The sequence below is a fragment of the Ralstonia sp. UNC404CL21Col genome, from assembly GCF_000620465.1.
In the GTDB taxonomy this organism is placed as follows: domain Bacteria; phylum Pseudomonadota; class Gammaproteobacteria; order Burkholderiales; family Burkholderiaceae; genus Ralstonia; species Ralstonia flatus.
In genome coordinates, this window is sequence record NZ_JIBE01000004.1 from 503597 (window position 1) to 527758 (window position 24162).

28 protein-coding genes are annotated in these 24162 nt (G+C 63.4%); 11 read left to right on the plus strand and 17 right to left on the minus strand.

Annotation, left to right across the window (positions count from 1 at the left end; all coding sequences use genetic code 11):
* Nucleotides 1-7: 7 nt before the first annotated feature.
* The 6 genes from aroQ to N511_RS0110410 are packed head-to-tail and all read right to left on the minus strand — an operon-like array spanning nt 8 to nt 4333.
* Nucleotides 8-451 carry a type II 3-dehydroquinate dehydratase gene (aroQ, locus tag N511_RS0110385; RefSeq protein WP_027679233.1) on the minus strand — a complete coding sequence of 148 codons (444 nt, stop codon included), beginning with the start codon at nt 449-451 and terminating at the stop codon, nt 8-10.
* Between the two features lie 23 nt (nt 452-474).
* Nucleotides 475-1308, minus strand: a complete 834-nt coding sequence (aroE, locus tag N511_RS0110390) for a shikimate dehydrogenase (RefSeq protein ID WP_027679234.1) — start codon at nt 1306-1308, stop codon at nt 475-477.
* Entirely contained in the window at nt 1301-2527 is a 1227-nt protein-coding gene (locus N511_RS0110395; RefSeq protein ID WP_027679235.1) for a CaiB/BaiF CoA transferase family protein, read from the minus strand. The genes aroE and N511_RS0110395 overlap by 8 nt, the downstream gene beginning before the upstream one ends.
* A complete protein-coding gene (locus N511_RS0110400; protein ID WP_027679236.1) occupies nt 2527-2985 on the minus strand; it encodes a MaoC family dehydratase in 459 nt (152 codons plus the stop codon). The genes N511_RS0110395 and N511_RS0110400 overlap by 1 nt, the downstream gene beginning before the upstream one ends.
* An 8-nt stretch (nt 2986-2993) precedes the next feature.
* Complete coding sequence (locus N511_RS0110405) at nt 2994-3386, minus strand: VOC family protein (protein WP_027679237.1); 393 nt, start codon at nt 3384-3386, stop codon at nt 2994-2996.
* Nucleotides 3383-4333, minus strand: coding sequence for a ketopantoate reductase family protein (locus N511_RS0110410; RefSeq protein WP_027679238.1), 951 nt, complete (start codon nt 4331-4333; stop codon nt 3383-3385). The genes N511_RS0110405 and N511_RS0110410 overlap by 4 nt, the downstream gene beginning before the upstream one ends.
* Before the next feature lie 81 nt (nt 4334-4414).
* Here N511_RS0110410 and N511_RS0110415 point away from each other — a divergent pair, with 81 nt between their 5' ends.
* Nucleotides 4415-5335, plus strand: coding sequence for a LysR family transcriptional regulator (locus N511_RS0110415; protein WP_027679239.1), 921 nt, complete (start codon nt 4415-4417; stop codon nt 5333-5335).
* Between the two features lie 97 nt (nt 5336-5432).
* On the opposite strand, the gene N511_RS0110420 is transcribed toward N511_RS0110415, so the two are convergent.
* From N511_RS0110420 to N511_RS0110430, 3 genes are all read right to left on the minus strand, one after another.
* Nucleotides 5433-5723, minus strand: coding sequence for a hypothetical protein (locus N511_RS0110420; protein ID WP_027679240.1), 291 nt, complete (start codon nt 5721-5723; stop codon nt 5433-5435).
* A 59-nt stretch (nt 5724-5782) separates the two neighbouring features.
* Entirely contained in the window at nt 5783-6163 is a 381-nt protein-coding gene (locus N511_RS0110425; protein WP_027679241.1) for a hypothetical protein, read from the minus strand.
* A 122-nt stretch (nt 6164-6285) separates the two neighbouring features.
* Nucleotides 6286-6612: a hypothetical protein gene (locus N511_RS0110430; RefSeq protein WP_027679242.1), complete on the minus strand. Its 327-nt coding sequence runs from the start codon at nt 6610-6612 to the stop codon at nt 6286-6288.
* Nucleotides 6613-7325: 713 nt separating this feature from the next.
* Here N511_RS0110430 and N511_RS25510 point away from each other — a divergent pair.
* The 5 genes from N511_RS25510 (at nt 7326) to N511_RS24025 (ending at nt 9510) form a co-directional block, all read left to right on the plus strand.
* Nucleotides 7326-7559 (plus strand): hypothetical protein, encoded by a 234-nt coding sequence (locus N511_RS25510; protein WP_027679243.1) that lies wholly within the window; start codon nt 7326-7328, stop codon nt 7557-7559.
* Nucleotides 7560-7640: 81 nt separating this feature from the next.
* A complete protein-coding gene (locus N511_RS0110440; protein WP_027679244.1) occupies nt 7641-7895 on the plus strand; it encodes a hypothetical protein in 255 nt (84 codons plus the stop codon).
* Between the two features lie 49 nt (nt 7896-7944).
* Nucleotides 7945-8166 carry a hypothetical protein gene (locus tag N511_RS0110445; protein WP_027679245.1) on the plus strand — a complete coding sequence of 74 codons (222 nt, stop codon included), beginning with the start codon at nt 7945-7947 and terminating at the stop codon, nt 8164-8166.
* 60 nt (nt 8167-8226) lie between these two features.
* Nucleotides 8227-9105 (plus strand): lysophospholipid acyltransferase family protein, encoded by an 879-nt coding sequence (locus tag N511_RS0110450; RefSeq protein ID WP_231479605.1) that lies wholly within the window; start codon nt 8227-8229, stop codon nt 9103-9105.
* 78 nt (nt 9106-9183) lie between these two features.
* Complete coding sequence (locus tag N511_RS24025) at nt 9184-9510, plus strand: hypothetical protein (protein WP_197032039.1); 327 nt, start codon at nt 9184-9186, stop codon at nt 9508-9510.
* A gap of 1 nt (nt 9511) precedes the next feature.
* Here the strand turns inward: N511_RS24025 and N511_RS25235 are convergent, their stop codons facing one another.
* Nucleotides 9512-9793 (minus strand): hypothetical protein, encoded by a 282-nt coding sequence (locus N511_RS25235; protein ID WP_155954039.1) that lies wholly within the window; start codon nt 9791-9793, stop codon nt 9512-9514.
* Between the two features lie 13 nt (nt 9794-9806).
* Here N511_RS25235 and N511_RS0110460 point away from each other — a divergent pair, with 13 nt between their 5' ends.
* Entirely contained in the window at nt 9807-11933 is a 2127-nt protein-coding gene (locus tag N511_RS0110460) for a hypothetical protein (RefSeq protein ID WP_027679247.1), read from the plus strand.
* An 857-nt stretch (nt 11934-12790) separates the two neighbouring features.
* On the plus strand, nt 12791-13069 hold the full coding sequence (locus tag N511_RS0110465; protein ID WP_027679248.1) for a hypothetical protein: 279 nt from the start codon (nt 12791-12793) through the stop codon (nt 13067-13069).
* 177 nt (nt 13070-13246) lie between these two features.
* On the opposite strand, the gene N511_RS0110470 is transcribed toward N511_RS0110465, so the two are convergent.
* The 7 genes from N511_RS0110470 to N511_RS24570 all read right to left on the minus strand — a co-directional run bounded on the left by N511_RS0110470 (nt 13247) and on the right by N511_RS24570 (nt 21169).
* The gene (locus tag N511_RS0110470) at nt 13247-14056 is read right to left on the minus strand and encodes an arylamine N-acetyltransferase family protein (protein ID WP_027679249.1); all 810 of its coding nucleotides are present in this window, start codon (nt 14054-14056) and stop codon (nt 13247-13249) included.
* Nucleotides 14057-14091: 35 nt separating this feature from the next.
* Nucleotides 14092-15066, minus strand: a complete 975-nt coding sequence (locus N511_RS0110475) for a helix-turn-helix domain-containing GNAT family N-acetyltransferase (protein ID WP_027679250.1) — start codon at nt 15064-15066, stop codon at nt 14092-14094.
* 97 nt (nt 15067-15163) lie between these two features.
* Nucleotides 15164-16237, minus strand: a complete 1074-nt coding sequence (gene yjfF / locus N511_RS0110480) for a galactofuranose ABC transporter, permease protein YjfF (RefSeq protein WP_027679251.1) — start codon at nt 16235-16237, stop codon at nt 15164-15166.
* Nucleotides 16234-17283 carry an ABC transporter permease gene (locus N511_RS0110485; RefSeq protein WP_027679252.1) on the minus strand — a complete coding sequence of 350 codons (1050 nt, stop codon included), beginning with the start codon at nt 17281-17283 and terminating at the stop codon, nt 16234-16236. Before N511_RS0110485 ends, yjfF begins: the two co-directional genes overlap by 4 nt.
* The gene (locus N511_RS0110490; RefSeq protein WP_027679253.1) at nt 17280-18869 is read right to left on the minus strand and encodes a sugar ABC transporter ATP-binding protein; all 1590 of its coding nucleotides are present in this window, start codon (nt 18867-18869) and stop codon (nt 17280-17282) included. Before N511_RS0110490 ends, N511_RS0110485 begins: the two co-directional genes overlap by 4 nt.
* A gap of 99 nt (nt 18870-18968) precedes the next feature.
* A complete protein-coding gene (locus N511_RS0110495) occupies nt 18969-19955 on the minus strand; it encodes an ABC transporter substrate-binding protein (protein ID WP_027679254.1) in 987 nt (328 codons plus the stop codon).
* A 278-nt stretch (nt 19956-20233) separates the two neighbouring features.
* Nucleotides 20234-21169, minus strand: a complete 936-nt coding sequence (locus N511_RS24570; RefSeq protein WP_051530887.1) for a helix-turn-helix domain-containing protein — start codon at nt 21167-21169, stop codon at nt 20234-20236.
* 217 nt (nt 21170-21386) lie between these two features.
* Here N511_RS24570 and N511_RS0110505 point away from each other — a divergent pair, with 217 nt between their 5' ends.
* From N511_RS0110505 to N511_RS0110515, 3 genes are read left to right on the plus strand one after another with little or no spacing between them, the layout of a single operon-like run.
* On the plus strand, nt 21387-22172 hold the full coding sequence (locus N511_RS0110505) for a GntR family transcriptional regulator (protein WP_027679255.1): 786 nt from the start codon (nt 21387-21389) through the stop codon (nt 22170-22172).
* Complete coding sequence (locus tag N511_RS0110510) at nt 22169-23893, plus strand: fumarate reductase/succinate dehydrogenase flavoprotein subunit (protein ID WP_027679256.1); 1725 nt, start codon at nt 22169-22171, stop codon at nt 23891-23893. The genes N511_RS0110505 and N511_RS0110510 overlap by 4 nt, the downstream gene beginning before the upstream one ends.
* A gap of 2 nt (nt 23894-23895) precedes the next feature.
* Nucleotides 23896-24162 (plus strand): 4Fe-4S dicluster domain-containing protein, encoded by a 267-nt coding sequence (locus N511_RS0110515; protein ID WP_027679257.1) that lies wholly within the window; start codon nt 23896-23898, stop codon nt 24160-24162.

Genomic DNA, 24162 nt, shown 5'->3' on the forward strand with positions numbered 1-24162 from the left:
GCCGAGGCTAAGCCTGATCGATTGCCGAGACCGCCGCGCGCAGCGCCAAAAGGTAGCTCTGCACGCCAAACCCGCAGATCTGCCCGCTGACAATGTCGGCAAATACCGAGTGATGCCGGAACGGCTCGCGTGCGTGGATATTGGACATATGCAATTCCACGACCGGACACGTCAGGATCGCCAGCGCATCGCGAATGCCGTAGCTGTAATGCGTCCACGCGCCGGCGTTGATGAGCACGGCGTCCTGGCCGTCTTCGAACGCACGGTGAATGCGCTCGCACATCGCCCCTTCGCTGTTCGTCTGGAAGGACTCCACCTGCACGCCAAGTTCGGCGCCCAACGCCTGCAACCTTGCGTCGATCTCGGCCAGCGTGATCGTTCCGTACTGCACGGGGTCGCGCTTGCCGAACATGTTGTGATTGATGCCATGCAGCATCAGGATGCGCTTCATTCGGGCCTCCGTGGTCGATTCACTCAATCAAGCGGGACGGTCAGCCGATCGATCACCGGGCGCGTGTCCGGACGCACGCCGCGCCACCACGCAAACGCCTCAGCGGCCTGTTCGACCAGCATGCCGACACCGTCGGCAAGATTGCGCACACCCGCGTTGCGGGCAAGCCGCAGGAACGGCGTCAGGCGCTTGCCATACGCCAGTTCGTAGGCCATCCCTTCCGGGCGGAAGATGCTTGGCGGAACGGGCGGCAGGTCGCCCGTGAGACTGGCCGAGGTGGCATTGACCACCAGATCGAAGCGGCCCATTCCCTCCAGCTCGGCATATCCGCAGGCGACGACCACGCCGCGCCCGGCCACCTGCGCGGCCAGCGCCTGCGCTTTTGCGAAATCGCGGTTGGCAATGACCAGCTCCGCCGGCTTGGCCTCCAGGAACGGCAGCAGGGCGCCGCGCGCGGCACCGCCCGCCCCGAGCATCAGCACGCGCTTGCCGGACATCGGCAGCCCCAGGTTGATCTCGATGTCGCGAACGAGCCCAATGCCGTCGAAGTTGTCGGCGAGGATGCGGCCGCCTTCGAACTTCATTGCGTTGACGGCACCGGCCAACGTTGCGCGCTCACTGCGCTCATCGGCCATTGCAAACGCCTTGAGCTTGAACGGCGCCGTAACGTTCATGCCCTTGCCACCGCCCGCGGCGAACGTGCGGACGACATCGGCAAACGCGGTATCCGGTTCGACCGGGCCCTCGATGGCCGTGTATTCCATGTCCTGCCGCGCCTCTTGCGCAAAAAGGCCGTGAATGAGCGGCGACTTGGTGTGTGAGATCGGGTTGCCGATCACCGCATAGTGGTCAGTCATCATTGACTCGCTTCGAATAGAGAACGCCTTCGGCCTGCATCGCACGGATCTCGTCCGCGTCGAAACCCAGGGCGCGTGCCACTTCGGCGTTGTGCTCGCCCAGGTCGGGCGCCACGTCGCGCACGGTGGTATCGCAATCGGAGAACTTGAACGGCAGGTTGGGCAGCCGCAACGTGCCATAGCGCGGGTGCTGTTGCTCGACCACCATCCCTCGCGCCTTGATTTGCGGATCGGCCAGCACCTCGTCGATGCGCTGCACCTTGGCGCATGGCACATCGATGCCATCGAGCAGTTCCAGCACCGATGCCACCGAACGCGCAGCAACCCAGGGTTCGACCACAGCGAGGATTTCCGCGCGGTGCGCGTTGCGCCCGGCGCTCGCATGAAAGCGCGTGTCGGCGCCAAAGCCCGCCGGGCCGCCATGCGCTTCGAGCAGCGCAGCGAAGCGCTTCCACGCGTCGTCCACCTGCGCCGCAATCACGAGGTCACCGTCCGCCGCACGGAACACGCCGTAGAGCGTCGAGGTCGGCATGTCGTGGCCGGTCTGCTCGGGCAGCACGCCCTGCAGGGTGTAGCACTGCACCGCGTATTCATGCATCGACACCAGCGTGTCGTACAGCGCCATGTCGATGTGCTGTCCGCGCTGGCTCTTCACGCGCCCCAGCAAGGCCGCGTTGATGGCGGCAACGGCGTGGATGCCCGTGTACATGTCACCGAGCGAGATGCGCAACAGCGGCGGCCGCTCGCCGGGCGTGCCGACCATCTGCATGATGCCGCTCTTGGCTTCGGCAATCAGGCCGAAACCGGCGCGATGCGCATCCGGCCCGGTATGTCCGTAGGCCGAGATCGAGCAATAGACGAGGCCCGGATTGCGCGCCGACAGCTCGGCATAGCCCAGCCCGAGCTTGTCCAGCGCGCCGGGTCGGTAGTTCTCGATGAACACGTCTGCGGAATCGCACAACCGCTGCATGAATGCCTTGCCGCGCGGGTCCTTCATGTTGACGCTCACGCCGCGCTTGCCCATGTTGAGCTGCAGGAAATAGCCGCTTTGCTGGTCGTCGAGCACGGTGGCGTGCTGGCGGCCGGCATCACCGGTGCCGGGGCGCTCGACCTTGATCACCTCGGCGCCGAGTGCAGCCAGGCATCGGCCAACGTAGGGGCCAGCAAGAAAGTGGCTGTAGTCGACAACGCGAATTCCTTCCAAAGGACGGGCCTGCATCAGAACGCTCCCGGCCGGCGCGGCACCATCAGGCGATGCTCGCCGCGTTGGACCACCTGACCGTCCTGGTTGATCAGCTCCGATGGCAGCACGACGATGCCCCAGCCCGGACGGCTCTTGCTTGCCCGCATCCCGCCGACTTGGAACTTCACATGCAGCACGTCGTTCACCTTGATCGGCAGCAGGAAATCCCAGGTCCAGCCGAGCGACATGCCGGGCAGGAAACGGTAGTCGCTCTGCGTTTTCAGGCCGTCGGCAATCGACAGCCCGAACAAGCCATGCGCGACGATGCAGCCGAAGTGGCTGGCATTGGCATAGGCCTCATCCACGTGCACCGGCGTGTGGTCACCGGTAAGGTCCGCGTAGGCGAGGATGCGTTCCTTCGTGACCGTGTAACTGGGGCTCACACACGTGTCGCCCTCGCGGGCGTCATCCCAATATTTTTCGACGATGGTCATGGTCATGTTCATGCCTGTGCGCGTGGGTTGATGGCCAATGCCTGCGCCACGCAAGACGCCGGCTTGGCCTGAATGAGTTCGACCGCCAGGCCGTCCGGCAAGCGCAGCCAGTTACGGCCTTGTTGCATTTCGCTGACGCCGAAACCCTGTGCCAGGGCCAGCGCCGCTTCAAGGTCTTCGCACATCACGCCCAGGTGAGCCAGCCGGCCCTCCGGCCCCTCGAACTCCGGGGCGTGGATGAACTGCAGACCGCCGAGGGTCCAGTACTGCCGGGGTGCTTGCGGCGTGCCGTCGATCTCGCGCAGGGTCATGCCCAGCACGTCCTCGAAGAAGCGGATGTGCCAGTGGATGTCCTTCACCCAGATGGCAACGTGTTCCAGATAGGCCTTGGGGGCGTTCATGCGGCGGCCTCCTCGCGTTGACGGTCAGCCATCGCGCGCTCGATGCCCTTGATGCAAGCGACCAGCGTGGCATTGACCGGCGTCGGCACGCCGTACTGCTGCCCATAGCGCACGACCGAACCGTTGATGAAATCGATCTCGGTGATCGACCCTTTCTCCAGGCTTTGCAGCATCGATGTCTTGAACGCCGCGGGCAGGCCCTCGGCGGCAAGCGCCCAGGCCTGCTCCGGGTCTGTCATCGAGAGCTTCACGCCTGCGGCCTGCGCCGCCGCGATCGCCTCGGCCACCGCCGCAAGCGAGGTGGCCTTGAGCAGCGCATCTTCGTAGAGCTGGCCGTAGGTCAGTCGAGTGATGCCGGTCAGCGCGCCCGTGGCGACGTTCACCAGGAGCTTGTCCCACATCGTGCCGACAATGTTGTCGCTGACGGTGGTTGCCAGTCCGGCGGCGTTGAATGCTTCTGCGATGGCCTGCACACGCGGTGTCAGGCGGCCGTCGAGTTCGCCGATGTACGTTGCCTTGCCAACCACGCCGGATTGAATATGACCGGGGCCACGCAACACCCCGCCCACGTAGGTCTTGCCTGCCAGCACACGTTCACGTCCCACGATGTCCGCCAGGATCGCTTCATGCCCCAGGCCGTTCTGCAACGACAACACCAGCGTATCGGGCCCAACGAGTGCGGCCGCGCCGCGCATGGCCGCATCGGTCTGGAAGGACTTGACGAGCACGATGACCAGTTCCGCAACGCCAACCTCTGCCGCTTGCGTCGCTGCAAGCACCGGGATGCGGCGCGTGCCCTGCGCGTCGTCAACCCGCAGGCCCTCGCCGCGCATGGCGTTGACATGCGCCGGTGAACGGCTGATCAGCCAGGCCTCATGTCCACCTTCCGTGAGCGCGGCACCGATGGCACAGCCCAGTGCACCGGCGCCGAGAATCGCAATCTTCAATGGCGTCTCCCTGTCATGTGGTTGCACGATAGGAGGCGGCACTTATACTGACAATACAATGATCAAAATACCGTTATTGCCATGGACAATAGTGCCGCGTTGCTGGCCGATCTGCCCGACCTGAAGCTGCTGCAGCTGTTCGACCTGCTCTACGACGTGCGCAACGTCAGCCGGGTTGCCGAGCAGCTCGGGCAGAGCCAGCCGACCGTCAGCATCTGGCTTGGGCGCTTGCGCGACTACGTGCGCGATCCCCTCTTCATCCGCACGCCGGGCGGCATGGCACCGACGCCGCAGGCCGACGCCCTGATCGGGCCGTGCCGGGAAATCCTCGAATCGTTGAGGCGTTTTACTGCGTGGGAGATTGCGTTCGACCCGGCGACGGCGCAACGGCGCTTCCGCATCTGCATGACAGACGCGAGCCACATCACGCTGCTGCCGCGCCTTCTGGCGCATGTACGCGCGCAGGCGCCCGGTGTCCGGCTGGAAGCTGCTCGAATTGACGGCAATACGGAACGCACGCTCGAATCCGGCGAGGCCGACCTTGCAATCGGCTACGTGCCCTGGCTGAGCGGCGGCATCTATCAGCAGCAACTGTATGAGCAGGACTGGGTATGCCTGGCCAACCGCCATCACCCGAGAATCCGCACCCGGTTTGGCGTGAAGCAGTACTGCGCAGAGGGGCACATCGCCGTCACAGCGGGCACCGGGACGCAGCTTCTCCAGCAGGCGCTGACGCGCGAGCGCATCGAGCGCCAAGTCGTGCTGGAGCTACCGGGGTTTCTTGGGCTGGGTGCGATTGTGCAAACCACGGACTTGATTACCACGCTGCCCCGCCACATCGGCGAGACGCTCGCCCAGGCAAATGACCTGGCCGTTCGCGCGTGTCCATTTCCGGTGGAGGGCTTTGCCGTGCGGCAGCACTGGCATGCCCGGTATCACCACGAAGCCGGCAACCGTTGGCTGCGCGGCGTGGTCAGTCAGCTCTTTGGTGGGTCGCGCTAGCTGGCAGTACCAGCGTTGCGTTGGCGTTGCGTTGGCTGCGGTGTGGACCCAAGCAGCGGACGGGCACACCCACGCTCGCGCCACCCCATCTACGCAACTACTTGGGCATCGGCTGAATCGACGTTCCAGGGACGAAGCCATCAATGATGGCCTCAGCCATCTTCATTGCCGCCCGTTTGGCCACGCCGATGCTTTCCCAATGGTCGGCCGGCAACGCGAAAATACGAGAATGTTCGGTAGTTGGCAGCTCGCCTTCGTCGCAGATCAGCACGGAGGCACTGTAAGACCGGTCCGGACGCCGCTCATGCCATTCACGAGGGGCATCAAACAGGTAGATGAGGGGGTAAACATCGAACCCCTTGTAGCGGCAAATCGGATAGGCGTCCACAGCAATCTCCGTTGAAAGGGGTGGCCCCACTGTACGCTCTTTGTGCCTGCTCCATAGAACTATTCGCGAACAAGCAAATGCGGACGAAGCGGCCTTTGTACGCCACGGGACCCCGCCGGTCTCAGATCTCCCAACCAAGGCTGCACACCCATATCGAGGGCATGGTCGCCTTGTGCCGTTTTTTCGTGGAGGCTGTCTCGTATCACTTGCCCGATGGCCAGGCGACACAAGGCTTCAACGCTACCGGTGGCCACCGATGCCAGGTCCGACGCATTCGCTACGACCCTGAAAGACCTTCTTCCGTCACCCACGAAACTGGTGAACTGCACACAGTTCGGCTGCCCATCGCAGATAAAGCCGACGGTGATGGAATAGGCCATGCCTTTTGCCGCTCCGGGGAGTGTGCAAAGAAAGCTCGTGTTGTCGGACGCGGCAGTCATGTTGTTTCCTGGGTGGTCATGCAAGGCGCCCCTCGCCAACGCGCTATCAAAAAGCTCAGGGGAAAGGACAACAAAAACGGGACGACGTCTTCGCCCACGTGCATCCGCCGGTTGGCTGAAGGTCAGGAATCCACCCCGAGATGGTCGACGGTGATCACGAACGTCTGACCTTGCAGCTGCGCCTGCGCGTGCATGCCCAGACGCGCGCGCAGAAAGCGGTCAAGCACGCACTGCAGCTGACAGAGGTCTTGCCGATCTGCGTGCATCAACTGAGTCATGACATCGTGCGTGAATGCGATATTCAGCGTTCTCACACGCCAGATGCGGCTACCCAGCTCAGGCACCTGCCAGTTTGCCGCCAGCACACCAGGGCCCGTGTTCCAGGTGCGCACATCCTGCCCGGTAATTTCATCGAGCACCGGCTTGATAAACGCGACAAGGTCGAGCATCACGGATCTCCATGACTTACATCGCGAGTCGGGGCATCAGCAGGCAGGCGTCCGTGTGCGGAACAGGCGAGGATGACGGTGTGCAGGGCGTGATCTGCCCAGAAGGAATCACCGAGCGCGGTGATCAAAAAGTGCGGGTAACCGTGCTTTCGTACCAATCTTTCGTGCCAACGGAAGCACGATCCTGCGCACCGTTGTCGATGTGCCACTGTACTCCCATCCATGCACGGCGGTATGACGATCTTTCCAGGTGGCGGACAGCGTGTTGTGCGCTCGCAGTAACCGGCCTGGCCAAGCAGACGGGAAAAAACAACGTGTGCGCCTGGACATGTCGATCAAGACGGCGCAGGCGTTACGAGAAGCTGTTACCATGCGCAACCTTCGCCCGTCGTTCGAACCGATCGGGCTGGCTGCCCAGCAAGAAGACTTACAAAACGCTGGTCACCCGTCGGGCGTACACCCGAATCATCCTGGGCCACGCGGCCCACCACCTAACTGACCGGCGATTTATCCGCTCCGTATGCAGCGCGCATGTACTAGGCGCGGGCCTACGCAAGTACGGTCACTCCGTTTCCAATCGCTTGCGCCATGCATTTGCATGCATGATCCGAAAGCGTTGGCCTTACCCATCGTGGCGTAGCGCATCTGCAGGCATTGGTTTGCTCAGGCACTCCAAGGCTGCCATCTGCTCTCGTCCGAAACCTGGCAGTGCATTGAACACAATCAACTCCCCGTACACCGTCTCCGTGTACCCAATTGAACAAGAACCCGGCGTCTGGTTTGCCACCTATCTCATCAACGAGTACAGGGATGGCACTGAACGCATCCTCGCTAACGTCTCGTTGCGGCATAACGTGCATGGCTCCGAAGCGCTCGCAACGCATGCCGCGCGCGTTGCCGGCAGAGCCGACATCGCACGCTTGGCGCCCCATCACAAAAAGAACTGAACCATGCAAGCCGCGCCGGACCGAATTTTCCGGTCGCGGCGACACAGGCACACGTCAGCCAACAACACGAAGGAAATCACCATGTCTATTAGCGAAGAATGGGAAGAGTTGCATCTGACCCCCGATGGCTGGAAAGATGGCAGCTATCGTCACGTGCCGGGTGAAGCGATCATGGTCGCGCCACCGGCCGATGACGTGCTGACGGTGCGCAGGCATGTGGCCGCGGTCTATGGTGGGCCGTCACGCGTGACAGAAGATAGAACACCGCGCACCGACGACATGAGCCAGATCGAGCAGTTACTGTTGAAGTACGGCGCGCCTGTCTTTGGCGTGTAGAGGGCTTTTGCGCCATATCAGATCCACATTATTCGAGAGAGGAATCGGCATGACACTCTGCTCCGCTTGCCTTGCGATTGAAGTCCATCAGCTTGGTGCGCCAGGCCATGCCTTTCTGAGAATCACCGACACCCAGCGCATCAAGGTTTCCAAGGCTGCAGCCGTCACGGTCAGCACGTTCATCTGCCGCACGTGCGGCGCGAACTGGACCTATCGCGAAGGCAAAAATGTGCCCAATCCCGGATGGTCGCTTGATCAGCAAGCACCCTAGCCGAGGCTTTGAAAAACGCTTGGCGGCACGTCAGGCAACTCACTCCAGGAGTGCATCACCGTGCATCGCCCATCGCAGTTCGCCCAACGCGCGCTACCCGCTCTGTTGAGGCTGTTCGCCTCGCTGCCGCTCCCCGTCATTCACGGCATCGGGCGCGCGGGCGGGCGGCTTCTCTATGCCCTACCGGGTGGGTACCGACGTCATGTCCAGCGCAATGCCGCGCAGGCCGGATTCAATGCGCCCCGCTTTGCGCGGGAGGCAGCAGCGGAAACCGGCGCGATGATGAGCGAACTGCCGCGGGTCTGGTTTCAGAGCGATGCATGCATGGCCCAGGTGATTTGTGAAGACTGGAACGTCATCGAAGAGGCCCTGGCCGAGCGCAATGGGCTCATCATGCTCACGCCTCATCTGGGTTGCTTTGAACTGGCCGCACGCTATGCGGCACGACGCATTCCCTTGACGATCATGTTTCGCCCGCATCGTAAAGCCATGCTGCGCGGCTTGCTGGATGTCGTGCGTGCAACTTCGAACCTGAAGGCCGTGCCGGCAACATCGGAAGGTGTTCGATCGTTTGTACGCGCCTTGCGCCAAGGTGATGCTGTTGGCCTTCTTCCCGACCAAGCCCCGAAGGGTGATGGTGTGTGGGTCCCATTCTTCGGCCGGCTTGCCTACACCATGACGCTTCCGGGCAAGCTCGCCAAGCAGACGAACGCTGCCTTGATCATCGCTGCCGGCGAGCGCCTGCCCAATGGGCGCGGCTGGCGGATGCACGTGAAGCGCCTGACAGGGCCGCTTCCCGAGGGCGCTGAAGCCCAGGCAGCCTGGATCAATGCAGAAATGGAAGAGATGGTCGGGCGCTTTCCTCAGCAATACCTGTGGGGCTACAACCGATATAAAGTGCCGGCCGGGGCGCCGGCAGCTCCCACGGGCATCAACTAAGCGGATTTGCTACTGAAGGGCCCGAACGATTGATCCACCATTCAAAAAACCAAATATCGCCGGGGCTCGGAGACGCAAATGCAGGTGCTGGACCACGAACCGCACAGCTGGTTTCTATTTGAAGCGAAGGGCGCGCTGTATCTCGATGCCAATTGCAATCATGGAGCTTTCGGCTACAGCTTCATGATTCGCCTGACCGCGGCGGAGGTTCAGCGGTATCGCGACGAAGGTCGGGATTACTTGAACTGGCTCGCTGAAGACATACACAATTCCGCGCCGATTTTGTCCGCCAGTTCGTCGCCCTATCGAACCCGGAAGGTGTCTCAGGAAGAGGAAGCCCAGGCGCGCACTGTGTTCGCGGGATGGCAGGCGGAGCGGATTCAAGCGATTCGCGGGGCCAGGTAAATCAGCCCATCGCTGCCGCCGAAGTTAAAGCAGCCAAGCTAATGAAGGCGGCTTGTTTCATGCAGATGAAATAAGCGCGATCGTCACCTAACCAAACGGTTATCCCACGATGTAGGGATGGATTCCCCCCACGTTTTTCCTTAGCATCCGCTTGCGCGAGCGCACTCGCCCGCGCACATACAGACGTTGCTGCATCACGCCTTTCTTTATCGAAAGCGGCCATTTGAGCAACGTCTTGAAAAAACAAAACAGGGGGGTTTTTGATGAAAGCAAGGTACGCCAAGAGTCTCTGGCAAATGAGTTCGGCTGCGACGGCCATTGCATTGGCTGCGGTCACGCTGGTTGCCGGTTGCGGTGGCGGCGGGTCGGATAGCGCTGCTTCGGGCGGCACCAACACCATCACACCTGCAGCCGCAACGCTGACCGGCACCGCGGCCACGGGTAGCGCGCTCGCCAACGCCAACGTTGTCGTGACCGACAGCACCGGCAATTCGCCGTGTGTTGAAACCGCCATCACCACCAGCGCTCTCGGCACGTACACCTGCACGCTCAAATCTGGCGAGACGGCACCGTTCTTCGTGGTCGTGACCGACCCGACCGGCAATACCGCGCCGCTGGTCAGCGTGACCACGACCACCCCACCGGCCGGCACGCCGCTCACGCTCAACGCCACCCCGCTGACGACTGCCATCCTTGCGCAACTGGCTCCGGACGGAAATCCGCTGACGCTGGTCAACGCAAAGACGGTGGATGCAAATGCGCTCAAGGCCGTTACGGCGAACGTCGTGGCACAGCTGTCGTCGGTGCTCAGCGCCATCGGTGCGCCGGCCAACTATGACCCGTTTGCCACCAGCATTTCCGCTGCCACCGCGTCTGGCGTCGGCAACACGGCTGACCAGATCCTGGACGTGGTGACGGTGTCGAAGGACCCGGCCACCGGCCAACTTCGACTGGGTACGGTCGATGGCACCCCCGTGCCGCTGGCGACCGCCACCGGCGGCGGCTCGACGCTGCCCGCACCGGCGTCGAACGTTTCGAGCCTGCCGCAAGGCGCGCAAGCGCTGGCGAATGCGCTGACTGCCTGCTTTGCACTGCCGGCCTCGCAGCGCGTGCTCGGGACCGACTTCACGGTGCCCGCCACGCAAGGCGGCCCGAAGGTGACGTCGCTGGCGCCTGCCTGCCAGAACATTGCATCGGACCCGAGCAATGCCGGCGGCATCGCCTTCCTGCACAACGGTTACGCGTTCGGCCAGTGGATCTTCGGTCTGCTCAACAGCGACGCCATGACCGGCGCGCAGTTCAACGTGCCGGAAGTCATGGCCTTCTATCCGGGCTCGAACACGCAGTTACCGACAGCCGTGTCCCCGATGTCGGCACCGCTCCCAGATCAAGCCGTGCTGAACGCCAAATATGTGGACGCCAACGGCAATCCGGGCAACATCATCTTGATGGTGCGCTACATCGCCTCCGGCACGTCGAACGCGCATCCGTCCAAGTGGTGGGTCGTGGGCAACCAACAACCGGTGGAGGTGATCGACCGCTTGCAAGTTCGCCGGATCGAGCAGGTCAACCCGAACTTTGCGGGCACCAGTGCCAATAGCAACAACTACAGCCACTTCCAGACGGGCATCCAGTTCTGGATCAACGCCAAAGGCCCGGGCAGCGTCAACAACAACGGGACCCTGAGCTTTGCGCGTATCAAGGGGCCAGGCCTGCCCACCAGCGGTCTCGTCTACATCGCCCCGACCGGCGACAGCAACGAGCCCACCCAGGTGTACATGGATGTGAGCAACAAGACCGGTACCATTCCTGGCACGACGCGTTGCAGCAGCATCGCTACGACCTACAACTGCCCCAACTTCTGGCTGGCCCGCACGGCAGGCTTGACCGGCAGTACCGCCGCCACGCTGGCGACCCCTCCGGGCAGCGCAAACAATCCGGTATGGGCGCAGCCGGCGTCAGATACGTTGGATCCGAACCCCGTCGTGAAGGGTGCGCGGTATCAGGTCGAACTGTTCTACGGCTCGCAAACCACGCCTGACCGCGTCTACAGCAAGACGCTGCTGACGGACTTGGTGCAGGCAACCCAGGCCGTGAACCTGCCGTGGAATACGGCGGGCAACCAGACGCTGGCGGCGCTGAATCCGTCCAATGCCGCCACGAACGGCGTGCTGTCTTCGGTGGCGCTGGATTGGGCGCAGAACCCGTCGGCTGAGCAGATTGGGGGTGCGGCTGTCACGGTGGATCTGAAAGGCACCTACAGCGCCACAACCAACGTGGCCCGGGGCGCGACATCGGCGGTCATCAACCTGCCGAACCCGCAACAAGTGCCGGCGCTGACCAGCTCGGGCACGCGCTCGGTGCTGTTCAACTACCGCATGCTCGACAACAGCCTCAAGAGCATGGTGTACACGTACAACTAAGCGCAAAGGTAACGCGCAATCCGGCCGGTCCGCACGCTGCCAAGACGGCGTGCGGAACACAGCGGATCGATCATGACTAGGCGTGCCAGACGGCACGCTTTTTTTTGCCCATTGAGGCTTAAACCGTCGACTGCCGACCCTCAACCCCGCTAGCCGCCCTCCAAGCCCCAACCGTGGGGCTTTTTGCCTCGCCGCTGCTGCTTTCTGCAGCAATGGATCGGACCTTTGACCTCGGCCCATGGCGTTCCGAACGCCACGCATGGGGTTCTGAACTCGACGCATGACCCTTTTTGCCTCGCGCTTGCTGCTTTTTTGGGCACGGTCGCGGTTCTGAACTCGACGGTTGAGGTTCTGAACTCGACTGTTGCGGCTCGGAACCCGGCGTGCCAGGCTTTTTGCTCGGCGTTTGCGGTTCGGAACTCGGAGATTCGAGTCCGGAACCCGGCGCGCGGCGTTTCGGACTCGGCAGTTGCTCCAGGCAGCGACAAACCGCAACTTGCCGCCGCCGCTTGCCGCCCCTAAACTCTGTCCCGCTCGCGCAACCAAGCGCAGCCGGGACTGCAATCCCGAATTCAAGTTCACCCGTGAGTGCCGTTATAGCGCTCGCGTGCCGTCGTTCGTCCCTATGGGCGGGCCCGGCAGGGAGGGCCTCGGCCCTGCCGGTTGTGGTGAACTTGATCGGTATTGCAGACCTTGTCGTGTGCCCGCCCACCCTCACCGGTGGGTGGCTCCTCACTCAAACCAGAGGGCAAGACAATGGATCAACCGACCCAAGCCGTACCCATCCCACGCGGGCATCGCCCCGCACACTGTCAGTTCACCCGCATCGCGCAACGTCTTCCGTCCGGAGGGGCCCGATGAACATCAATGAAAATCTCGTATACGCACAGGGCGCCTTGGCCGCCAAGGAGTATCTGCACAAAGCGCAGATGGATATGAAGGTGAATCGCCGGTTCCAACCCCAGACGTTGCGCTTACATAAGGAGGCCTACCTAAAGGACAAGGCACCCGAATTCCAGGCCGGGTTTATGGACGCGATCGGGGCGTTCATTCTTAGCTCGCTGGATGGCGGGACGGTGGACTTGTTCCGGTGGGATGTTCTGAGCGTGCTGCAGCGCGCGAATCGCAAGAAATAACCAAAACAGCAGGAACGCGACCCCGAGACGGGCGGGGAAGCTTGCAGTCGAGGCGCTATCGAGCGCATTCAACACAGCCGGCAAAGGCGGATGCAGCAATCGGACGCATTCAGTCAAAGCGGGCGCTTCTCAGTGCCGTGATGTAGCGCACTCCAATCGCCTGAAAAGCGATCCACTTCAACTCCACGCCTCCACCCCGGGCACCCGCATCCCCTCCACCTCCGGCAAGTCAATCCCAAAGTACTCAGCCAACAGCCCCCGCAACGCCCTCCGGTCTTCCAATTCAAACCTGTGCGGCGTATTCCCGCGCCAGATCGTTGCATCCCGATTCATCACCGTCACGCGTCCGTCGTCCGTCAAGGCGCGCATCAGGATGCGATTCATGAACGGCGATGCGAGATACGTTGACGTGTAGTGGTTCGCCATTTCGAAGTCGACCGGATAGTCCTGCTCCATCGTGGTGACCCAGGCGTCGACGGGCGTGTCGCTACGTACTTGCGCGCGGAGTATCCAGCGGTCTTCGTCGCGCACCATCCAGTGCAGTTCGCCGTCGATGTTGGCTTGCGTGCCATCCAGCGGCACCGGCACGCGAGGCGCCAGTGCGCCAAAACCGGGATCGACGACGAAGGTGCCTTCGGGCAGCGGCACCGTCAGGAACATGTGCGTGCGGGGTGCTTCAGTGCGCGGGGAAAGCAGGACCACGCGCGACGAATGGCGCGTTGGCTGAAAGCCAAGCTGCTCCAATACGGCGGCAAACAAGGTGGCGTGCTCGAAGCAGTAACCGCCGCGGCGCGCGTGGACGAGCTTGTTCTGCAGGCTTTCCAGATCGATCCGGATGCCGCGTCCGAGCAATACGTCGAGGTTTTCGAACGGGATGTGCCGCATGTGCGCACGCACCAGTTGCGCGAGCGTGTCGTAGGTTGGGCTGGCGCTGCCACCCCACTGGATGCGGTTGAAATAGGCGTCCAGGTTGAGTTGCGATGTCACGTGCTGTCTCCTTGTGCGCCTGGGGCGACGCAAGGTCAGCCCGGTTTGCGGCGGCGGAATTGCTGTTCGGTTACGGTGCTACCCCACTGCGCGCCGGCTTCTTCATGCGTAAGTTGAAAGCCGAACGATTCGTACAGGTGGCGGGCAGCATCCAGGCCCTTGAAGGTGTTGAGGTAAGTCTCGTCAAAGCGCTCGTCGACAAAGCGCATGGCTTGCGACATGAGCTTACGGCCAATGCCGGTGCCACGCAGGGAATCATCCACGATGAACCAGCGCAGGTGTGCAACGCGCGTGTCCGAGTTTCCGTCAATGGCGAGCGATGCGAGGCAGCGGTTGTTCTCCACACACAGCCAGAGTGCCTTGTTGGCGTCGGGCAGGGATTGCGCAAAGTCGGCCAGTTCCTTGGCGACACGGCGCTCGAAGAACACGCCAAACCCCCAGTGCTGCGCGTAGAACCGGCCATGCAGGCTGGCGATATCGCCAATGCAGCCGGGCACGTAGCCTTGCACGATCTGGGGGCCGGCATCGGCGCAGGCATGCGCGGGCGTGTGGTCGTTGTCATCGGCCAGCGCGCTGACGTACTGCGACAGCGACGCGACGAGCCGTTGCTGGTCTGCCGGGGTCAGGTGGCGCAGCGCGTTGGAGACCTGTGCGGAGGCAAATGCGTCGATCTTGCGGCGCACTTCCTGGCCGCTTTTGGTGAGATGCAGTTCGGAAGATCGGGCATCGTCGGCGCACGTGCGGCGTTCGATCAGCCCGGCCGATTCGAGCCGCGTGACCTGGCGGCTGGTGCTCGATTTGTCCAGCCGCAGGCGTTCGGCCAGATCGCGCGCCTGGATGCCGGGCGCACCGGCAATCTCCAGAATCGCGTGTACGGCAGAGGGCGGCAGGTCGCTCTCCGCCAGCGTGTTGCGCATGAAGCCGAGTTCGCGGACAAGCTTGCGCGAGACCTCGCGCAGCTCGCGGATGGTCTGTTCGCGTGACTGCGCGGGGGCTTCGATGATGTCCATGCCGGGCCTCGGTTAGTTGCTTCGTGCAACCAATATAGTTGCACGAAACAACCTTTTCAAGGCCAGCATGCCTACGGAAAAACGTGACTGCGTGCGCCTAGTTGAAAGGCGGTACGGCGTGCGACTGCATGAGGATGGCCGAGGCCGGGGTGTCCTTGGCCGTCTCGTTCGACGGCCGCGCCGGCCGGTGCGGAGTAGACGTCGGCAATGCCGCGCCGCGTTGCGCGCGCCCCAGGAAACGCTGCATGAGGCAGAACACGCAGAGCAACACGCCAATGGCAATGCGCGCCCACCAGGAGCTGAGCGTGCCGTCAAAGGTGATCAACGACTGGATGACACCGAGCAACAGCACGCCCACCACACTGCCGCTGATGAGCCCCACGCCACCGGTGAGCAGCGTGCCGCCGACCACGGTGGCGGCAATGGCGTCCAGTTCCATACCTTGCGCGTGCAGCCCGTAGCCGGACAGCATGTAGAGCGTGACCAGCACCCCGCCCAGCGCCGAGCAGAAACCGCTGAGCACATAGACGAGGATGCGCGTGCGTGCCACGGGCAGGCCCATCAGCAAGGCGGACCGTTCATTGCCGCCCAGCGCGTACACCGTGCGGCCAAAGCGGCTGCAATGCGCAAGCCACGCCGCCACGGCAAACACGACCAGCGCAATCACCACGCTGGGCGATACGTAGTTGCCGCCGCCCACCTGGATCTTGTACTGCGAGAGCGCGGTATAGATCGGGTCTGTAATGCTGATCGAATCGATGCTGATGAGGTAGCACAGCCCCCGCGCGAGGAACATGCCGCCCAGCGTGACGATGAACGGCTGGATGCGGAACACCTGGATCAGCACGCCCATCACCAGGCCGAACAGGCAGCCGACGGCTAGCACCAGCGGCACCACCACACCGATCGACCAGCCGTGATGCTCGACCAGCGCGGCGGAGATCATGGTGGTGAGCGCCACCACCGCCCCCACCGATAGATCGATGCCGCCCGACAGAATGACGAACGTCATGCCGATGGCAACGACGATCAGGAACGCGTTGTCGATCAGCAGATTGAGAAACACCTGCACGCTGAAGAAGCCCGTGTAAGTGACCGAGCCGAAGCCGAACAACAGCGCAAACAGAAACAGCGTGACGTAGAACGGCAAGCGCCGTGGATTGATTCTCATGACTGCGCCCCCGCACGGCTGTGGCGTTGAAAGAGCATGCTGCGAAACGCCGGCGATTGCGCCAGGCACACGGCAAACACCACCACGGCTTTCACCACGAGGTTGATTTCCGGCGGCACGCCCATGGAGTAGATCGCGTAGGTGAGCGTCTGGATGATGAGCGCCCCGATCACACTGCCCCACAGGCTGAACTTGCCGCCCGCCAGCGAGGTGCCACCCAGCGTGACGGCCAGGATGGCGTCAAGCTCCAGCAGGAGTCCGGCGTTGTTGCCGTCCGCGCTTTTGACGTTGGAGCAGATGATGAGCCCTGCAACACCGGCCATGGCACCGCAGAACGCATAGATGCCAAACAGCAGCGCCTTGGTGTTCAGCCCCGCAAGCCGCGCGGCCACGGGGTTGATGCCGACCGCCTCGATGAACAAGCCCAGCGCCGTGCGATGCATCAACAGCAACAGCAGGGCCAGCACAGCGGCTGCGATGTACAGCCCGAACGGCAGCCCGAACAGATAGCCGTTGCCCACGAAGAAGAACGGCTCGTAGTAGACGGTGATGATCTGCCCGCCGGTAATGAGCTGCGCCACGCCGCGGCCGGCCACCATCAAGATCAGCGTGGCGATGATGGGCTGCATGCCCGCGCCCGCCACCAGCAGGCCGTTCCACATGCCGCACACCAGCGCCGCGCCCACCGCCGCCAGCAGCGCCAGGAGCAGCGGCATCTTGGTCACGTAGACGGGCAGGCCGTTCTGCACCACCAGCGTGCCGCCGACAAGCGATGCCGCAATGGCGCCGGAAATGGCGACCACCGCGCCCACCGAAATATCGATGCCGCCCACCGCAATCACCAGCGTCATGCCAAGCGAGACGAGCATCAGCGGCGCCGCGCGGTTGAGGATGTCGATCAGGCTGCCGTACAGATGCCCATTACGAACGTCGAGGTGAAAGAAATGCGGGTTGAACCACGCGTTGAGCAAACACAGCAAAAGCAGCGTTACGCCGGGCCAGAACAATCGGTGGCCGGTCAGCGCGCGCAGATTGGCGGGGTTCATGCAGCGCCTCCGGCGGTGGTGGACTGGGTGCTGGACTGGCTGGTGGGCACGTCGCCGCCGGCAATCACGTGGCACAGGTTGTCTTCCGTCACATCGGCGCCGGCCAGCTCGCCCACCTTCTTGCGATCGCGCAGGATCGCCAGCCGGTGGCTTACGCGCAGCACCTCCGGCAGCTCGCTGGAGATGAACAGGATCGCCATGCCCTTGCGGCACTGCGCGGTCACCAGGTCCATGATGTCGAGCTTGGCGGCGATGTCGATGCCGCGCGTCGGCTCATCCAGGATCAGCATGGCGGGATCGGTCGCCAGCCAGCGCGCGAGCACGGCCTTCTGCTGGTTGCCGCCCGAGAGCTGGCCGATGGGCTTTTCAGCGTCGGGCGTCTTGATGCCGAGCTGGGCGATGTACTGGTCGGCAATCTCACGCTGGCGCTTCTTGGGCAGATAGCGGAACAGGCCGCGCTTGGCCTGCAGCGCGAGGATGATGTTCTCGCGAATCGACAGCTCGGCAATGATGCCTTCGGTCTTGCGGTCTTCCGGGCAAAAGCCGATGCCCTGCCGGATGGCGTCACGCGGCGAGCTGAACTGGTGCGACCGGCCCTGCACGTTGATCGAGCCTGCATCGTTGCGGTCTACGCCGAACAGCAGGCGCGCGGTCTCGGTGCGGCCCGAACCCAGCAGGCCGCCCAGGCCCAACACCTGCCCGGGGCGGACGTCCAGATCGAGCGGCTGCACCACGCCACGGCGGCCCATGCCGCGTGCGCTCAGGAATGCTGGCGCCGTGTCGTCCACGGGCGGCACTTCGGTGCGCTCGAAGCGGCTCGCGTCGATGTCGCGCCCGACCATCTTGTTGATCAGTTGCAGTTGCGGCAGATCGCGCGCGGCGTATTCGCCTTCCAGCCGGCCGTTGCGCAGCACGGTAATGCGGTCGGCAATCGCGTACGTTTGCTCCAGAAAATGCGTGACGAACAGCACGGCCATGCCACGCGCCTTGAGTGTGCAGATGGCGGTAAACAGGCGCGCGACTTCGTCATCGTCCAGGCTGGAGGTGGGCTCGTCCAGGATCAGGATGCGAGCTTCGGTGGAAAGCGCGCGCGCAATCGCCACCATCTGCTGGATGGCCACCGGATACAGCGACAGCGGCAGCGTAACGTCGATGTGGATGTTCAGATCAGCAAGCAACGCCTGCGCCGCCCGGTTGGTGGCCCGCCAGTCGATGCTGCCCAGCCGCATGGGAAAGCGGCCGATGTGGATGTTCTCCGCCACGGTCAGGTTCGGGCAGAGATTGACCTCCTGATACACCGTGCTGATACCGAGCTTTTGCGCCTCCAGCGGCGAGCCCGGCGCGATGGGCTGACCGCCGAGCAGGATCTCGCCCGCATCCGGCGCTTCAACGCCGGTCAGCACCTTGATGAGCGTCGACTTGCCGGCACCGTTCTGCCCCATCAGGGCATGGACTTCTCCCGGAAACAAGCGGAAATCCACCCCGGCCAGCGCCTGCACGCCGGGAAAGTTCTTGCAGATGCCGCGCATGTGCAGCAGCGCGCCGCGTGCATCTGTCGCGGCGGGTTGATCAACGTGATCGGACATGGCTGTGGCCTGTTGAGGGTGCATACCGGCAAGGCGAGTCACCGTCACCCGCCCTGCCTGCATTCCCCGATTCAGCAAAGGGCTTGCGAATGGCCCCCCTCAGTACTTGCGGTTCGGGAACTCCTTGGCCGCCACTTCCATCGGGAAGATGCCTTCCTTGGTGACGATGCGCTTGGGCACGGTCTTGCCTGCCAGCACGTCGCGCGCGGTTTCCATCAGCTGCGGCCCGAGCAGCGGGCTGCATTCCACCGTGACGTTCAGCTTGCCGGCCATCATGGCTTCAAACGCGCCCTTCACGCCGTCGATCGAGATGATGACGATGTCCTTGCCCGGCTTGAGCCCCGCCTCTTCAATGGCCTGGATGGCGCCGATCGCCATGTCATCGTTGTGCGCGTACAGCACGTTGATCTTCTTGCCCTCGGCCTTCAGGAAGGCCTCCATCACTTCCTTGCCCTTGGCGCGGGTGAAGTCGCCGGTTTGCGAGCGGATGATCTTGTAGTGCGGGTCGGCCTTGATGATCTCTTCAAAGCCGCGCTTGCGGTCGATGGCGGGTGCGGAGCCGACCGTGCCTTGCAGCTCGACGATGTTCACGTCGCCCTTGGGCTTGACGTTCTCAAGCAGCCAGCGGCCCGCCTTGCGGCCTTCCTCGACGAAGTCCGAGCCGATGAACGTGGTGTAGAGCGAGGTGTCTTTGCTGTCGATGCCGCGGTCGGTCAGGATGACCGGGATCTTGGCGGCCTTGGCTTCTTGCAGCACGGTGTCCCAGCCGGATTCCACCACCGGCGAGAACGCAATCACATCGACCTTCTGCGCGATGTACGAGCGGATCGCCTTGATCTGGTTTTCCTGCTTCTGCTGCGCGTCGGAAAACTTCAGGTTCACGCCCTGCGCCTTGGCCGTCGATTTGATGGACTCCGAATTGGCGGTGCGCCATTCGCTCTCGGCACCCACCTGGGCGAAACCCATGGTGAACGACTTGTCGGCCGCGTGAGCCGCTGTCGTCAAGCCCGTGGCCAGCAGCACGCCGGCCGTGGCCAGGAAGGTCAATACGGTCCGTCTGGCGCACGCAGCGCTCGTTTTTTGCATCGTTTGTCTCCGTTATGGTGGAACGCAGCCGGTGACTACCCCCGGGGCTGCGCACGTCGTCTTTGCAACGCGATACACGAGTCGAATCCGGCATGCGGCGCGCATCTTGCCGTGCCGGTGATTCGTGCTGAGCCATGGTATGGACAGCGAGACATGACCGTCTAATGCTTTTTTGGGGCCTTACCGATATCGGTTTTGATATCAGACGGTGCGTTTGCGCATCGTGCGGCGCACCAAAATCGCGCGCGCAGGTGAAGGGGCGACGCAGGGGCGGCAGATCAGCCCGATTCGGCCAGCGATGCCGCCACGTGCGAGAAGGCCACGCGCTGGCGCCGGAAGTCATTGGGCGACAGGCCCTGCCGGCGGCGGAAGACCACCGCAAAGTGGCTCGCGCTTTCGAAGCCCACCGCGGTTGCGATCTCCAGGATGGACATGCGCGTCTCGGTCAGCAGACGGCTGGCAAGCTGCAGGCGGCGCTCGGTCACGTACTGATGCGGCGTGCGGCCGCTGGCCTCTTTGAAGCTGCGCGCGAAGTGATGCACGCTCAGGTCGGCAATCTCGGCCATGTCGCGCACGCTGATGGGCTGCGTCACGTTCGCTTCCACAAAGTCGATCACGCGGCGCAGGACATGCGCGGGCAACGACGCGCGCGTGGCGATCTCCTTGTTGCGCTGGGCGCTGTCGCGCGCCTCTTCCAGATGCGTGCAGGCGCGCACGATGATGCGCATGGCGCCGCCCATCACCGTGTCGTTCATCCACGCGCGGTCTGGCCTGGAAGACGACAGGCTGCAGAAGACGATCCAGGTTGAGCGCGGTGTCATCTGATGGCGCAATGGCGCGCCCCACACGATGCCGCTGTGCAGGTTGAAGCGCGCCAGATCGGCAAGGAAGGTTTCGACGCGGGGGTCGCCCGGGCTGTTGCCGACGCGCTCTCGCAGGTAGGGCATGTCCCACGCCAGAGGCAGGCCGCAGTCGCCCTGCAGTGCGATGCGCGGGTCGATCTCGAAATGGCGCTGCTCCAGATAGCGCTCTTCCCAGCCGGCGGGGGAATGGGTGTTGTAGAGCACGCGTTGCTCGCCTCGCTGCTTGCCCGCCTCGCCGATGTATTCCATCAGGCCAAACGAGAGCCACTCGAAGCCGACGTCATGCATGGCTTGCCGCAACGTGTCAGCAAAGCCGGCAGAAAAATCTTGCAGGCGCGTGCCCTGGTCCATCACCCGTATCCGTTGTTTTCGTGCGCCGTCTGAAGTGCGGCGCTCCATGCGTCCGGTGCCGGCCCGCGTGTGCGGTGCGCGGCGGCTCAAAACACTCTCGTCACTATAGCTGCGGCGCACGTCAGAAACCGAGCATGCATATCGAAAAAGCTTCGTTCCGCTGCATACGTCTGCTTTTTACACTGGGCGCACTTGTTATGACGAGTTGCGCCCATCGATGACCACCTCTAATTTGCACCGCCAACCTGCCCCGCCGCTCTATGAGCGCATCAAGGGCACGCTGCGCGAGGGCATTCTCAGCGGCCACTACGCGCCGGCCTCGCTGCTGCCTTCGGAGGCGGCGCTGGGCGAGCAGTTCAACGCCAGCCGCATCACCGTGCGCCAGGCACTGGCCGATCTGCAGAACGAAGGGCTGATCTTCCGCCGCCACGGAAAAGGCACGTTTGTGAGCCAGCCAAAGGCCTTTCAGAACGTGACGGCACTGCAAGGCTTTGCCGAGGCGATGTCGGCACAAGGCCACGCGATTCGCAATCGCGTGCTGACGCTGCGGACCGTCCCGGCGCCGACCGACGTGGCACAGGCGCTGCAGTTGGCGCCCGGCACGGCCGTCGTGGAGTTGCATCGCGTGCGCTTGCTGGACCAGTTCCCGGTGTCGCTCGAGGTGACGTGGCTGCCGGAAGCACTGGGCAGCGTCGTCGCCCGGGCGGACCTCGTCACGCGCGATGTGTTTCTCGTGTTGGAACAGGACGCGGGTGTGGCGCTGGGCCACGCGACGTTGGCCATCGATGCGGCATTGGCCGATCACGCGACAGCCACCGCGCTCGACACGGGCGCAGGCGCGGCACTGCTGCGCGTGGAGCGCCTGACGCACGACGCACAGGGCGCGCCCATCGACTTCGAACGGCTCTATTTTCGCGGCGACGCCTTCCAGTACCGGCTCCGGCTGGATCGGCAGGTGGCGGCGCATGCGCAATCCATCCTTCCTTTGCAAGGCACCGTATGAATACGCTGGAACTGGAGTACGACCTCGTCGTCGTGGGCGGCGGCACGGCCGGCCCGATGGCGGCCATCAAGGCAAAAGAACGCAACCCCGCGCTGCGTGTGCTGCTGATCGACAAAGCGCATGTGAAGCGCAGCGGCGCGATCTCCATGGGCATGGACGGGCTGAACAACGCCGTCATTCCCGGGCATGCCACGCCGGAGCAATACACGGGCGAGATCACGCTGGCCAACGATGGCATCGTCGATCAATCGGGCGTATATGCCTATGCGCAGCACAGCTTCGCTACCATCGAGCAGCTTGACCGCTGGGGCGTGAAGTTCGAGAAGGACGAAACCGGCGACTACGCCGTCAAGAAGGTCCATCACATGGGCAGCTACGTGCTGCCGATGCCAGAGGGGCACGACATCAAGAAGGTGCTGTATCGGCAGCTCAAGCGTGCGCGGGTGGAGATCACGAACCGCATCGTCGTCACGCGCGTGCTGACGGATGCCGATGGGGCCGCCTGCGGCGTGCTCGGCTTCGATTGCCGCACGGCGGATTTTCTCGTGGTGCGCGCAAAGGCCGTGGTGCTGAGCTGCGGCGCCGCCGGGCGGCTTGGCCTGCCGGCTTCCGGCTACCTGATGGGCACGTACGAAAACCCCACCAACGCGGGCGATGGCTACGCGATGGCGTATCACGCAGGCGCGGAGCTTTCCAACCTGGAATGCTTCCAGATCAACCCGCTCATCAAGGACTACAACGGCCCCGCCTGTGCGTATGTGACCGGCCCGCTGGGCGGCTACACCGCCAACGCGCGCGGCGAGCGCTTCATCCAGTGCGACTACTGGAGCGGCCAGATGATGTGGGAGTTCTACCAAGAGCTGCAAGGCGGCAAGGGGCCGGTGTTTCTCAAGCTCGACCACTTGGCCGAAGAAACCATCCAGACCATCGAGACCATCCTGCACACCAACGAGCGCCCGAGCCGCGGCCGCTTCCACGCGGGGCGCGGCACCGACTACCGCACGCAGATGGTGGAGATGCACATCTCGGAAATCGGCTTCTGCAGCGGGCACAGCGCGTCTGGCGTGTATGTGAATGCGCGCGCGGAAACCACCGTGCCGGGCCTTTACGCAGCGGGCGACATGGCCGCCGTGCCGCACAACTACATGCTCGGCGCATTCACGTACGGCTGGTTTGCGGGGCAGAACGCGGCGGACTACATCGCCGGCCGGCAAGGCGACGCCCGCGTCAACGACGCGCAGATCGAACGCGAGCGCACGCGCATCTTTGCGCCGCTGCAACGCGACCACGGCCTCGCGCCCGCGCAGGTGGAATACAAGCTGCGCCGCATGGTGAACGATTACCTGCAGCCGCCCAAGGTCACGCGCAAGATGGAAATCGGCCTGCGGCGCTTCGACGAGATTGCCGAAGACATCACCCACCTGCACGCACGCAATCCGCATGAGCTGATGCGCGCGATGGAAGTCAGCTTCATCCGCGATTGCGCAGAGATGGCCGCGCGCGCCTCGCTCTTCCGCACCGAAAGCCGCTGGGGCCTGTACCACCATCGCGTGGACTACCCCGAACGCGACGACGCCAATTGGTTCTGCCACACACGCTTGTACAAGGACGCACACGGCGCCATGGCAAGCCGCAAGCAGGCCGTCGAGCCGTACGTCATCCCTGTCGATGTGCTCGGCACCGATTCCTACGCGCACATGCGCATTCCGAAGGCTGCATGACCATGCAACAGACGACCGTTCAATTCACCCACACGCCGCACGACATCACCTCGCGCAGCAGCGCGCCCGTAACCATCGACGAAGCCAAGTGCATTGCCGACAAGGGCTGCACCGTGTGCGTCGATGTCTGCCCGCTCGACCTGCTCGCCATCGACCTGACCAAAGGCAAGGCTTTCATGCAATTCGACGAATGCTGGTACTGCATGCCGTGCGAGCAGGATTGCCCGACCGGCGCGGTGAAGGTCGACATCCCGTATCTGCTGCGCTGA